Source organism: Bacillus sp. UNC69MF, from assembly GCF_000746035.1.
GTDB classification, from domain to species: Bacteria; Bacillota; Bacilli; order Bacillales; family Bacillaceae; genus Bacillus; species Bacillus velezensis.
In genome coordinates, this window is record NZ_JQKM01000003.1 from 551334 (window position 1) to 564314 (window position 12981).

Genomic DNA, 12981 nt, shown 5'->3' on the forward strand with positions numbered 1-12981 from the left:
GTTTTGTTCATATTCCGTTCATGCACATCCGTTATAGTATAAACAGTGATATAGGAGGAAAACTTATGCCGAATAAACAACCAAAACCTAAAGGGAAATTCAGCTCATTCTTTTCATTAGTCAAAAAAACAAAACCATCATACGGTATGCTGGCCTTCGCGCTGTCTCTCAGTATTGTGACAACGCTCGTCAGCCTGCTGATTCCGCTGTTGACAAAGCAGCTCGTTGACGGCTTTTCCATGTCGTCGCTGTCAGGCGTGCAAATCGGAATCATCGCAGCCGTGTTTATCGTACAGGCCGCATTAAGCGCCTACGCCACCTACGCCCTGAACTACAGCGGCCAGAAAATCATCTCGGGCCTGCGTGATTTGTTGTGGCAGAAATTAATTAAACTGCCCGTCTCTTATTTTGACAAAAACGCCACGGGAGAAACGATCAGCCGTGTCACCAATGACACAATGGTGGTAAAAGAGCTGATCACAAACAATATCAGCGGATTTATTACCGGAATCATTTCCGTTATCGGGTCACTGACGATCTTATTTTTCATGAACTGGAAGCTCACATTGCTCGTGCTGATCGTCGTGCCGCTGGCTGCGGTGATTTTAGTGCCGATCGGCCGGAAAATGTTTAAAATTTCTCGGGAAACACAGGATGAAACGGCGAGATTCACCGGATTATTAAACCACATCCTCCCGGAAATCAGGCTTGTAAAAGCGTCAAACGCTGAAGAAGCGGAATACGGACGCGGAAAAGCAGGCATCATGGCACTCTTTAAACTCGGGCTGCGTGAAGCGAAGGTGCAGTCGCTCGTAGGCCCGCTTATTACACTTGTATTAATGGCGGCGCTGGTCGCTGTCATCGGGTACGGCGGGATGCAGGTGTCATCCGGTGAACTGACAGCCGGCGCACTCGTTGCCTTTATCCTGTATTTGTTTCAGATCATTATGCCGATGGGCCAGATCACTTCATTTTTCACACAGCTTCAAAAATCCGTCGGCGCAACGGAACGGATGATTCATATTCTTGCAGAAAAAGAAGAAGATATCCAAACCGGAAAAGCCATTGAAAACGCAGATCAGCCGATTAAGCTTGAACAAGTCTCATTCGGCTACAAAACAGATCAAACCATCTTAAAAGACATTACGGCTACGATTGAAGCCGGCAAAGTCACCGCGATCGTCGGACCGAGCGGCGGCGGAAAAACAACGTTATTTAAGCTGCTTGAACGATTCTACAATCCGACTGCGGGCAGCATCCTGCTCGGAAATGAACCGATTGATGCGTATTCCCTTGAGTCATGGCGGGAGCATATCGGCTACGTGTCGCAAGAAAGCCCGTTAATGTCAGGCACCATCCGCGACAATATCTGCTACGGATTAAAACGCGAGGTGACCGATGAGGAACTGAGGCAAGCGGCTGACATGGCCTACGCTCTGCAATTTATTGAAGACTTACCGAAGAAATTTGAAACAGAGGTCGGTGAGCGGGGAATTATGCTGTCAGGCGGACAGCGCCAGCGCATCGCCATTGCCAGAGCGCTCCTTCGCAACCCGAGCATTCTGATGCTTGATGAAGCGACATCAAGTCTGGACAGCCAATCTGAAAAATGGGTGCAGCAGGCGCTGGAAGTTCTAATGAAAGGCCGCACCACCATCGTGATTGCCCACCGTTTATCCACGGTTGTGGATGCAGATCAGCTTCTCTTTGTCGAACAGGGTGAAATCACCGGACGGGGCACACACCATGAATTAATGGCATCCCATTCGCTGTACCGCGATTTTGCGGAGCAGCAGCTGAAGCTGAATGCCGACTTAGAAAACAAAGCTGTGTAAAGCAAGACTTTATGAATCAAAAGCAGCTGAAAAAGCTGCTTTTTATTTTGCAGCCGGAGTCCTGTTCTTACGGGTGTACGGTCGGTAACGATGAAGAGCCAAGCCATAAGCGTGTATGCCGGTACAGGAGACAATGAAAAAATTCGGTTTATAGACATCATGTCGATTCATGAAAAGAAAAAAGCAGAAGGAGGGATTTTCATGGCTGTCATATTGGTTGCGGATGATGACCGCCATATCCGTGAGCTTGTCCGCCTTATGATGGAGCAGAGCGGTTTTGACGTCGCAGAAGCGGAAGACGGGGAAGCGGCGGTGCGGCTGATCGAATCAGCACCTATAGATCTCATCATACTGGATGTGATGATGCCGAAAATGGACGGGTTTGAAGTCAGTGAAGCCGTCCGCAGCTTTACGGACATTCCGATTTTGATGCTGACGGCAAAAGGCGAAACGCTGGACAAAGTTCAAGGTTTTACTTCCGGAGCGGATGATTATCTCGTCAAACCGTTTGAGCCGCTTGAGCTGGAAGCAAGGGTCAAAGCATTGCTGAAACGGTACCGGATCACCGCTGAAAAACTGCTGACCATCGGAACGGTCACATTAGATAAGCAATCCCGCACTGTAACGCGCGGCGGCGGAGCGGGATTGACATTGCCCCGGCGGGAATTTGAGCTTTTATTTAAGCTCGCCGGTTATCCGAATAAGACGTTTTCAAGAGAACAATTAATAGAAGATATTTGGGGCTTTGATTATGAAGGTGACGAGCGTACCGTTGATGTGCATATTAAAAGGCTGAGAGAACGGTTTCCGGAAAAAGACTATCCGTTTGCCATCCATACGGTGCGGGGGCTCGGGTATCGGTTTGTGGTGACAGGATGAAACGGATCTTCAGAACGGCTGGAAAAATCATCATCCTTCTCACCGTCACCGCATTCTTATGGCTGGCGGCTCACCTGATTGTTCAGGGATTCGGTCTCATATGGCCGATTTTGCTTATGCCGTACGCCGAGCAGATTCTGACGCTTTGGCTTGTTTTCGGCCTGCTGTTCGTAACGATGTTTATTTTTTCAAAGTCAGCACGTGAAAGGCATCATGCGATCTGGGATTCGCTGACCGCCACGATCAAGCAAATGTCGAGCGGCAACTTCACAGCGGCCGCTTCCCGGAAAATGGAGAAGATTGAGCGGAACCATCCCGTGACGAAATTGGCTGATGAACTGTCGACACTCGCCGCGGAACTGAGTGAAATGGAAAAACTGAAACAAGAATTTATTTCGAACGTTTCCCATGAAATCCAAACCCCGCTCACTTCATTAAAGGGCTACGCGCATCTTCTGAAAAAACCGGATTTATCATATGAGGAGCGGGGGCGCTACTTACACATCATCGAAACAGAAACAGAACGATTATCAAAAATCAGTGAAAATCTGCTGAAGCTCACTGCGCTCGAACGCCAAACCGAACCGATACAAAAAAAACCGTTCCGCATTGACAAACAGCTGCGGCGCACCATATTGACCTGTGAGCCTGAATGGTCCGCCAAACAGATTGAGTTTCTCATTGATTTACAGGAGTCGTATGTGTACGGAGATGAAGCGCTGCTCAGCCAAGTATGGATGAATCTGATTCACAATGCCGTAAAATTTACCGGTGAAGGCGGCCGCATTTCCGTTAAAATTGCAGATCTGCCGGGAGCGGCGGCTGTCGAAATCGCCGACGACGGAATCGGAATGGAGCCTGAACAGGCGGAGCGTGTATTTGAACGGTTTTATAAAGCGGATAAGGCGAGAAACGAAGGAGGAAGCGGGCTCGGTCTGTCCATCGCCCAAAAAATCGCCGAGCTGCACGGCGGTTCGATAGAGGTTGAGAGCAAGCGCGGCGAAGGAACCCTTTTCCGCGTCATTCTTCCAGCCGAGCCTCGTGAAAAAAACAGCTAAAATCTGGTCGAACCAGCCAGTAAAAAACGAAGCCGATCCTGTCTTTTGAACTATTGAGGTGAAACCGTTTTATGGTATACTACTGACGGTAATACGTATAAAACGGAGGATATTTGTGGGAAAACACACTTCTGAACAGAAAAAGCACGCGCAAATTGTCCAGCTGCTTCAGGATGGACAATATTTTTTTCATAAAGGCTTAAAAGCATATAAAGAGCGGAATTTAAAGCGGGCCAGCAAACTGATTCAGCGGGCCGTCCACCTCGAGCCGAATGATTCCGAAATGCTGTCCCGGCTGGCCGTCATTTATTCTGAAATGGGCCACTACCAACAGTCAAATGAGCTGTTCGACTTTATTTTGGTGAACCTGAAAGAAGAAATGCCCGAGTGTCATTACTTTAAAGCGAATAATTTCGCGCATTTGGGGCTCTTTCAGGAAGCATACAAAGAAGCGGCGGCTTATTCAGATGCCGATCCGGACGGTGAATTCAGCGAAGAAATTGAAAATCTGATGGAGCTATTGGATTTCGGCGAAGCGGGTGAAAACGAATCGCTCTATGACCAGGATGAACTGCTGATCAGGCAGGATCGGGCAAAAACGCTTCTTGAGAGCGGCCAGCTTCATGAAGCGGTTGTCATGCTTGAAGAGATTACTGCCGATTACCCCGAGCTTTGGTCTGCATACAACAACCTGGCGCTCGCTTACTTTTACTCAGGCAATGTCACAAAAGCGAAACAAACGGTATTCGAAGTGCTTGAGAAAAATGAAGGCAATCTCCATGCCCTGTGCAACCTCCTTGTATTCTGCTATTACGAGAGGGAAGATGAAAAAGTCGGAGAATTGAGCGGAAAACTCGCCAAGGTGTATCCGATTTTATTCGAACAGCGCTATAAGCTGGGGGCGACGCTTGCGCTTGTCGGCAGACATGATCTCGGTTATAAATGGCTCCGTTCTCTTTACAAAAGCGGGTTTGAAGGCGACGAAACGTTTTATTACTGGCTTGCCGCTTCAGCCTACGGGACAGGCCGCACAGAATTTGCGGAAACCATTTGGAAAAAGGCCGAAGCCGAATTTCCCGAATCAGATCGGCCCGCGCCTTGGGCGGAGCGGCAGGAACCGCTGCCTGCTTCACTTGAACAGCGGCTTGCCGCCTATTATATCAGCAGCGCTGAAGGAGAGCGGAACCAGCTTGAAAAAGTTCTGACGGCAAAACGCGCCGTTTCACCGTTTGAACAAGATTTCGTCAGACTGCTGCTTTCCGGTGAAAAAGGCGCTTCAGGCGTTTCCGGTGATGCGTTGTTCACGTATCGGACGGTCAAGCTTCTGGAGAAAGCGGAAGCCGACAGTTTAAAAACTGACGTCATGAGCTGCTGGGTTTTTCACGTCATTCAGCACATCCGCGCCGCCGCTGCCGTACAGAATGAGCGGGCGTGGGCCGCAGCCATCGCATATGTATGGAAAGAAGCAAACGGCGAAAAAACGACGAAAAAAGAAACGGCCGCCGTTTACGGTATAACGCCGGCAACACTTTCGAAATACATCAGACAAATAGATGATATATTAGAATAAAACCGATTCTTTCTATATAAAGAGTCGGTTCTTTTTTTATCAGAAAGGGGCAAAACAGAACTTTACCGCCGAAAAAAGAGGTATTCATACGTATTTTTTTGCTTTTCGAATCGAAATCAGGCCGTAATCACCGTTTATTTTGCAAAATATGAGATTTGCAATCACATTGAAATATAACTGTAATAAAAATTGTCGAAACATGATGGTATAATGAGTCTCGTACATAAGAGATTAGTTTATTTTACATGTGCTGTATAATCTATACCAATTTAAAAGATTTAAAGATTCATACATAAAAATCATCAGCCTCACGGGTATGTGAGGGAGCGTAACTTTGATGTTCATAATAGAATTCCAAATGAGAACAGGTTTAAAGTAAAAGGGAGGAAAGAAAAAGTGAAAAAGAGTTTATTAACACTTGGTTTGGCTTCCGTCATCGGGACAAGCAGTTTTTTGATCCCGTTTACAAAAACTGCATCGGCGGAAACATTAGACAGCAAAAAAGCAAAAATTGAAAGCAAGCAATCTGAGGTGGCTTCAAGCCTTGAAGCAAAAGAAAGAGAATTGTCTAAGCTTCAGGACAAGCAGGCTAAGATTGAAAAAGAACTGAAAGACATTAACGCTAAAGCGTTGGATACAAGCAATAAAATCGAAGATAAAAAAGCTGAAAACGAAAAAACGAAAAAGCAGATCGCTGATTTGAAAAAAGAAATCAAAGAAACAGAAGCGCGTATTGAAAAACGCAATGAAATCCTGAAAAAACGCGTTCGTTCTTTACAGGAAAACGGCGGTTCTCAAGGATACATAGATGTTCTTTTAGGGGCGACAAGCTTCGGAGACTTCATTTCCCGTGCGACTGCGGTATCTTCTATCGTTGATGCGGATAAAGAGCTGATCAAACAGCAGGAGCAGGATAAAGCGAAACTCGAAGACGCAGAAGCTGAACTTAACGTGAAGCTGAAAAAAGTTCAAGATGATCTTGCGAAACTCGAGTCTATGCAAAAAGACCTGAACAAACAGCTTGATCAGAAAGACAAGCTTTTCGACGAAGCGAAAAACGGTCAGAAAAAAGCGGCTTCCGCTATCTCTGATCTGAAAAAAGAAGCATCAAAGCTTGCAAACGAAAAAGCTGACACTGAAAAAGAACAGAAGCGCATTAAAGCTGAGCAGGCTGCAGCGGCTGCCCTGATCAAAAAACAGGAAGAAGCGCAAAAAGCTTCTGAAGACCAAAACCAAAAAGATGACAGCCAGCCGGCACCGGCGGTTAAAACTGTGAAAAAAGCGGCTGTTTCAACATCATCTGATTCATCTGACAGCTCAAGCAAACCGAAGAGCACTTCAGGCGGATCATCTCATAACAGCGGCGGTTCAGATGATTCTGACGGCGGATCTGTTATTTCAAATTCAGGCGGTATTGAAGGCGCGATCAGCGTAGGATCAAGCCTTGTGGGTCAATCCCCGTACAAATTCGGCGGCGGACGCACTCAATCTGATATTAACAACCGTATTTTTGACTGCTCTTCATTCGTACGCTGGGCTTATGCTAACGCAGGCGTTAATCTCGGACCTGCAAGCGGCACAAACACAGATACATTAATCGGAAGAGGTAAGGCAGTAAGCGCGTCTGACATGAAACGCGGAGACTTAGTATTCTTCAACACGTATAAAACAAACGGCCACGTCGGCATCTACTTAGGTAACGGAACGTTCCTGAACGATAATACATCACACGGTGTATCCATTGATTCTATGAGCAACCCTTACTGGAAGAAAGCATTCAACGGCAATGTAAGACGTGTCGTGCAATAATGAATAAGACAAGGGCCTTCTATCCCGGAAGGCTCTTTCTTTATTTGTATACCCGCTCAGGAGCTGCCTAATCACGGTTTTTCAGAAAAATGAGCAAAAAAATAGCGAATTGCCTTCAGATTTAATAGGATATGGGTAAGGAATACGATTGATGGGGATTCTTAGTCATATAGGGTGCGCCCCATTTCGAAAAGGAGTGAATCATGGTGTCAGAAGAAAAAATTTATGATGTGATCATTATCGGCGCGGGTCCGGCGGGGATGACCGCTGCTGTTTACACATCACGAGCGAACTTATCCACATTAATGATCGAAAGAGGAATTCCGGGCGGCCAGATGGCCAACACGGAGGATGTTGAAAACTATCCGGGTTTTGAAAGCATTCTCGGCCCTGAACTTTCTAATAAAATGTTTGAACATGCGAAAAAATTCGGTGCGGAGTATGCGTACGGCGATATTAAAGAAATCGTTGACGGCAAAGAATATAAAACGGTCAAAGCCGGTTCAAAAGAATATAAAGCGCGTGCCATCGTCATTTCTGCCGGAGCGGAATACAAAAAGATCGGTGTTCCCGGCGAAAAAGAACTGGGCGGCCGCGGCGTATCGTACTGCGCGGTTTGTGACGGCGCGTTCTTTAAAAATAAAGAGCTTGTCGTTGTCGGCGGCGGAGACTCCGCCGTTGAAGAAGGCGTCTATCTGACACGCTTCGCTTCAAAAGTCACCATCGTTCACAGACGTGACAAATTGCGTGCGCAAAGCATTCTTCAGGCGCGTGCCTTTGACAATGAGAAAATTGACTTCAAATGGAACAAAACCGTAAAAGAAATCCATGAGGAAAACGGAAAAGTCGGCAGACTTACTCTTGTGGATACCGTGACGGGAGAAGAAGAAGAATTCAAAGCTGACGGCGTCTTTATTTATATCGGTATGCTTCCGCTTTCTAAACCGTTCGAAAACTTGGGCATCACAAATGAAGAAGGCTACATTGAAACAAACGCTCAAATGGAAACAAAAGTTCCAGGCATTTTCGCCGCGGGAGACATCCGTGAAAAAACGCTCCGCCAGATCGTAACGGCGACAGGCGACGGAAGTATTGCGGCTCAAAGCGTTCAGCATTATGTGGAAGAGCTTGAGGAAACGCTCAAAACCGTTAAATAATCACTGTAATGTTCAGTTTTTGAATCGTTACTGTGTTTTAATTACGCTGTAACACGGGTGAAACACTGATGTCTTAAGATGAATGTAGTAATTGACCCCCTTTTTAATGAATACACTTTGGCACGGATTCCAGTATCCGTGCCCTTTTTTTGCGATTTTCTGTTTTCTGTCAAATAAAAGAAAAGGATGTCGGTGTCTCTGCATTGTGAGAGACATGCCGAAACGGTATAATGAAGAGACGATGATTTGTTGAGAAGGTTAGGTGACGTACTTGTGCAAAGAGTGACAAATTGTGTGCTGCAGACAGATGATCAGGTTCTCCTTCTCCAAAAGCCGAGACGGGGCTGGTGGGTCGCGCCCGGCGGGAAGATGGAAAGCGGCGAATCCGTCAGAGATTCCGTCATCAGAGAGTACAGAGAAGAGACGGGCATTTATATACTAAATCCGCAGTTAAAAGGCGTGTTTACCTTTATTATTAAGGAACAGGAACAAATCGTGTCAGAGTGGATGATGTTTACTTTCGTCGCCGACTCGTACACGGGGCGGAATGTCGCTGAATCAGAGGAAGGCGTTCTGAAGTGGCATGACGTAAAAGATATCCACAGCCTTCCGATGGCCCCCGGAGACGGGCATATCCTTGATTTTATGATCAAGGGCCAAGGGCTTTTGCACGGCACCTTTACGTATACGCCGGACTTCGAGCTGCTCAGCTATCGTTTAGATCCGCAGCTTATCAAATAAAAGAAAGACCGCAGGGGGGAGAAAGATGAGTATGAATGAAAACCATGATATTCAGCTCGTCATCATTACGGGAATGTCTGGAGCGGGGAAAACCGTCGCCATTCAAAGCTTTGAGGATCTCGGCTATTTTTGCGTCGACAATCTGCCGCCTTCCTTGCTGCCGAAATTTTTGGAGCTGATGAAAGAATCAAGTTCAAAAATGAGCAAGGTCGCGCTTGTCATGGATCTGCGGGGACGTGAATTTTTTGACAGGCTGATTGAGGCGCTGGATGAAATGGCGGAAAATCCGTGGATTACACCGCGCATTCTCTTTTTAGACGCTAAGGATTCCATCCTTGTGACGAGATACAAAGAAACGAGGCGTTCTCACCCGCTGGCCGCTACCGGGCTTCCTCTCGAAGGAATCGCGCTGGAACGCCAGCTGCTTGAAGAATTGAAAGGGCGCTCTCAGCTGATCTATGACACATCGGATATGAAACCGCGTGATCTGCGTGAAAAAATCGTGGCTCATTTCGCCACGAACCAAGGTGAAACATTTACAGTGAACGTAATGTCATTCGGGTTCAAATACGGGCTTCCGATAGATGCCGACCTCGTGTTTGATGTAAGGTTTCTGCCGAATCCGTTCTACATTGAAAGCATGAGGCCGCTTACGGGGAAAGATGAGGAAGTGTCATCCTATGTGATGAAGTGGAACGAAACACAAAAGTTTATTGAAAAGCTTGTTGATCTGCTCGGCTTTATGCTTCCGTCTTATAAGCGGGAAGGTAAAAGCCAGCTTGTCATCGCGATCGGCTGTACGGGCGGCCAGCACCGCTCCGTCACGCTCGCTGAATATTTGGCTGACTATTTTAAAAAAGATTTCTATACTCATGTCACTCACCGGGACATTGAAAAGAGAAGCCGGAAATGAATAAGAAGCCGAAAATCGCAATCTTCGGCGGCGGAACGGGTCTGTCCGTGCTGCTTCGGGGGTTAAAGCATAAGCCCGTTGATATTACGGCGATTGTGACAGTTGCTGATGACGGCGGAAGTTCAGGCCGTCTGCGGGATGAACTTCAAATTCCGCCGCCGGGTGACATCCGTAACGTACTGGCCGCTTTGTCAGATGTTGAGCCGCTCGTTGAAAATCTGTTTCAGCACCGTTTCAACAAAGGAAGCGACTTAACCGGACATTCGCTCGGCAATTTGATTTTGGCAGCGATGACAAATATAACCGGTGATTTCTTTCACGCTGTCACCGAAATGAGCAAGGTGCTGAATGTCCGCGGCAGAGTGCTGCCGGCTGCCAACACCAGTGTCGTTCTTCACGCTGAAATGGAGGACGGGCAGGTCGTCTCCGGAGAATCGACAATCCCTTCTTACGGCCAGCGGATTAAACGGGTGTTTCTTACGCCTGAAAAAATTGATCCGCTCCCGGAAACGATTGACGTCATCCGTCAGGCCGATTTAATCATTATCGGCCCGGGAAGCCTGTACACAAGCATTCTTCCGAATCTGCTCGTGCCGAAAATCGGAGAAGAAGTCGTCAAGGCTGCGGCCAAAAAAGTATATATATGCAACGTCATGACACAGCCCGGCGAGACGCTGCAATACAGTGCGGCCGACCATGTCAAGGCGCTGAACGATCATATGGAGCAGCCGTTTATCGACACGATCTTAATCAACAATGAGGAGATCCCTGACGAAATCAAAAGCAAATATGCGAAAGAGCTGGCCCGGCCCGTCGACTTCAATGTTGAAAAGCTGAAATCCATGGGGCTTGAGGTCATCAGGGATCAGATTATCACGTATAAAAATGGCGTAATCCGTCACGATACACATAAAGTGGCTTCTCTTCTTGTCGATTTATTAAGGGACTAGAGGCCTTTTGAAATGAGGTGGCTAATATGTCATTTGCATCGGAAACAAAAAAAGAACTGACGAATCTGGAAGTGAAGGACTGCTGCGCCAAGGCTGAGCTGTCCGCGCTGATTCGGATGAACGGTTCCCTGTCATTTTCAAACCGCCATCTCGTGCTTGACGTTCAAACCGAAAATGCGGCGATTGCCCGCCGCATTTATACATTGCTGAAGAAACAATATGATGTATCGGTCGAACTGTTAGTCAGAAAAAAAATGCGGCTGAAAAAAAACAATGTTTATATTGTGCGCTTTTCTGAAAATGCAAAGCTGATTTTAGAGGAATTGAAAATCCTCGGAGAGAACTTTGTATTTGAACGGAATATTTCTGAGGAACTGGTGGCGAAACGCTGCTGCAAACGTTCTTATATGAGAGGGGCGTTTTTGGCGGGGGGATCTGTGAATAATCCCGAAACATCGTCGTACCACTTGGAAATCTTCTCGCTTTATAAGGAACATAACGATTCATTATGCGCGCTGCTGAATGAATTTCATCTGAACAGCAAAACGCTTGAACGGAAAAAAGGCTATATTACGTATTTAAAAGAGGCGGAAAAAATCACTGAATTTCTGAATGTCATCGGCGCTCACAATTCACTGCTGCGTTTTGAAGATGTGCGGATTGTCAGAGACATGAGAAACTCAGTGAACCGCCTCGTCAATTGTGAAACAGCAAACTTAAACAAAACCATCGGTGCTTCTCTCAGACAGGTGGAAAATATTAAATACATTGATGAACGGATCGGTCTTGAAGCGCTGCCGGAAAAGCTTCGCGAAATTGCGCAGCTGCGGATTGATTATCAGGAGGTCACGCTGAAAGAACTGGGGGAAATGGTTGCAAGCGGGAAAATCAGCAAATCCGGCATCAATCACAGGCTGAGAAAGCTCGATGAAATCGCAGAACAGCTGCGTACAGGACAAAGCATCACTTTGAAATAACCGTACAGAAAAGGGGAGATCTTATGGTTCAGGGGAAAGTGGAAGTGCGTTTAAAGACGGGATTGCAGGCGCGTCCCGCTGCATTGTTTGTACAGGAGGCAAATCGTTTTGCATCAGATGTGTTTCTTGAGAAAAACGGCAAGAAAGTGAATGCCAAAAGCATTATGGGATTAATGAGTCTGGCGGTCAGCACGGGGACGGAAGTCACTCTGATCGCTGAAGGCGACGATGAAAAGGAAGCGCTGGAAAAGTTGTCCGCTTATGTGCAGGAAGAAGTGTAAACACTTTGTAAGGGGGACGGAACGATGAATGAGTTTCTGAAAGATTGTTATCAAACGATAGGCTGGGAAAAGGATTCCCTCGATTTCAGCAACCTGCCGGAGTTTTTAAAGGCGCTCGCATATCGGTTTCCGTTTGAAAATCGCGCGGTTTTGTCCAAAAAAGAATATGACGTCACGAAAGAAGGACTGTGGCGGCACATGGTGAAGGAACCTCATGGCGGCCTTTGTTATGACTTGAACGGACTGCTTTATTTCATCCTGAAAGATGCCGGATTTGATGTCAAATTGATCCGCGGAACGGTCTGGAAAAACGGCTGGGCGCTGCCCGGCACACATGCGGCCGTACTTCTTTCCGCCGGGGGGAATGAGTACATCGCTGATGCAGGCTTCGGCCTCAATCTCGCCATGCAGCCTGTGCCGATGTCGGGAGACGAGACGGTATCAGCGGCCGGAGCGTTCCGCGTGAGGATAGAAGAGACGGAATTCGGGACATACCTGCTTGAAATGAACAAAGGGGACGGCTGGCAGACAGGTTACGCATTTTCGCTTGAAGAAATCGATGAAAAGGACCTCAAGTCTATGAAACAAACAATCTTTGAACATGAACGCTCTCCTTTCAACAAACGCCTGCTTGCTTCTAAGCGGACACCGGAAGGGCACATGGTTCTGTCTGAACGCAATATAACAATAAAAAAACACGATGGCACGGCGGAAAACAGCAGAATAGACCGGTCAGAGTTTGAAGAAAAATTTACTGCTCATTTTATATGAAGCTCGCAGGTTCTCTGCAAAAAAAACGGCCTCCGCAGGG

12 protein-coding genes are annotated in these 12981 nt (G+C 47.0%); all 12 read left to right on the forward strand.

Annotated features, from left to right (window positions below; translation table 11 throughout):
* The first annotated feature begins 65 nt into the window (after positions 1–65).
* The 12 genes from BR62_RS0102745 (at position 66) to BR62_RS0102800 (ending at position 12941) form a co-directional block, all read left to right on the forward strand.
* A complete protein-coding gene (locus BR62_RS0102745; RefSeq protein WP_012118541.1) occupies positions 66–1835 on the forward strand; it encodes an ABC transporter ATP-binding protein in 1770 nt (589 codons plus the stop codon).
* Positions 1836–2036: 201 nt separating this feature from the next.
* Entirely contained in the window at positions 2037–2714 is a 678-nt protein-coding gene (locus BR62_RS0102750; protein WP_012118540.1) for a response regulator transcription factor, read from the forward strand.
* A complete protein-coding gene (locus BR62_RS0102755; protein WP_032869591.1) occupies positions 2711–3772 on the forward strand; it encodes a sensor histidine kinase in 1062 nt (353 codons plus the stop codon). Before BR62_RS0102750 ends, BR62_RS0102755 begins: the two co-directional genes overlap by 4 nt.
* Positions 3773–3887: 115 nt before the next feature.
* Positions 3888–5342, forward strand: coding sequence for a tetratricopeptide repeat protein (locus BR62_RS0102760; protein ID WP_032869593.1), 1455 nt, complete (start codon positions 3888–3890; stop codon positions 5340–5342).
* 396 nt (positions 5343–5738) lie between these two features.
* Positions 5739–7151, forward strand: coding sequence for a peptidoglycan DL-endopeptidase CwlO (locus BR62_RS0102765; RefSeq protein ID WP_007407424.1), 1413 nt, complete (start codon positions 5739–5741; stop codon positions 7149–7151).
* Positions 7152–7357: 206 nt separating this feature from the next.
* Positions 7358–8308 (forward strand): thioredoxin-disulfide reductase, encoded by a 951-nt coding sequence (trxB, locus tag BR62_RS0102770; RefSeq protein ID WP_007407423.1) that lies wholly within the window; start codon positions 7358–7360, stop codon positions 8306–8308.
* Positions 8309–8581: 273 nt separating this feature from the next.
* Positions 8582–9049: an 8-oxo-dGTP diphosphatase gene (locus BR62_RS0102775; RefSeq protein WP_003151491.1), complete on the forward strand. Its 468-nt coding sequence runs from the start codon at positions 8582–8584 to the stop codon at positions 9047–9049.
* Between the two features lie 25 nt (positions 9050–9074).
* Entirely contained in the window at positions 9075–9962 is an 888-nt protein-coding gene (gene rapZ / locus BR62_RS0102780; RefSeq protein WP_012118535.1) for an RNase adapter RapZ, read from the forward strand.
* Positions 9959–10912, forward strand: coding sequence for a gluconeogenesis factor YvcK family protein (locus tag BR62_RS0102785; protein ID WP_007407422.1), 954 nt, complete (start codon positions 9959–9961; stop codon positions 10910–10912). The genes rapZ and BR62_RS0102785 overlap by 4 nt, the downstream gene beginning before the upstream one ends.
* 26 nt (positions 10913–10938) lie before the next feature.
* Positions 10939–11889: a DNA-binding protein WhiA gene (whiA, locus tag BR62_RS0102790; protein ID WP_007407421.1), complete on the forward strand. Its 951-nt coding sequence runs from the start codon at positions 10939–10941 to the stop codon at positions 11887–11889.
* 23 nt (positions 11890–11912) lie between these two features.
* Positions 11913–12170, forward strand: coding sequence for an HPr family phosphocarrier protein (locus tag BR62_RS0102795; protein ID WP_003151495.1), 258 nt, complete (start codon positions 11913–11915; stop codon positions 12168–12170).
* Positions 12171–12194: 24 nt separating this feature from the next.
* Entirely contained in the window at positions 12195–12941 is a 747-nt protein-coding gene (locus BR62_RS0102800; RefSeq protein WP_007407420.1) for an arylamine N-acetyltransferase family protein, read from the forward strand.
* Positions 12942–12981 lie beyond the last annotated feature (40 nt).

Bases quoted from the DNA above. Each gene is read 5' to 3' on its own strand.
- BR62_RS0102745 (WP_012118541.1), top strand. From the start codon at position 66: ATGCCGAATAAACAACCAAAACCTAAAGGGAAATTCAGCTCATTCTTT.
- BR62_RS0102750 (WP_012118540.1), top strand. From the start codon at position 2,037: ATGGCTGTCATATTGGTTGCGGATGATGACCGCCATATCCGTGAGCTT.
- BR62_RS0102755 (WP_032869591.1), top strand. From the start codon at position 2,711: ATGAAACGGATCTTCAGAACGGCTGGAAAAATCATCATCCTTCTCACC.
- rapZ (WP_012118535.1), top strand. From the start codon at position 9,075: ATGAGTATGAATGAAAACCATGATATTCAGCTCGTCATCATTACGGGA.
- BR62_RS0102785 (WP_007407422.1), top strand. From the start codon at position 9,959: ATGAATAAGAAGCCGAAAATCGCAATCTTCGGCGGCGGAACGGGTCTG.
- whiA (WP_007407421.1), top strand. From the start codon at position 10,939: ATGTCATTTGCATCGGAAACAAAAAAAGAACTGACGAATCTGGAAGTG.
- BR62_RS0102795 (WP_003151495.1), top strand. From the start codon at position 11,913: ATGGTTCAGGGGAAAGTGGAAGTGCGTTTAAAGACGGGATTGCAGGCG.
- BR62_RS0102800 (WP_007407420.1), top strand. From the start codon at position 12,195: ATGAATGAGTTTCTGAAAGATTGTTATCAAACGATAGGCTGGGAAAAG.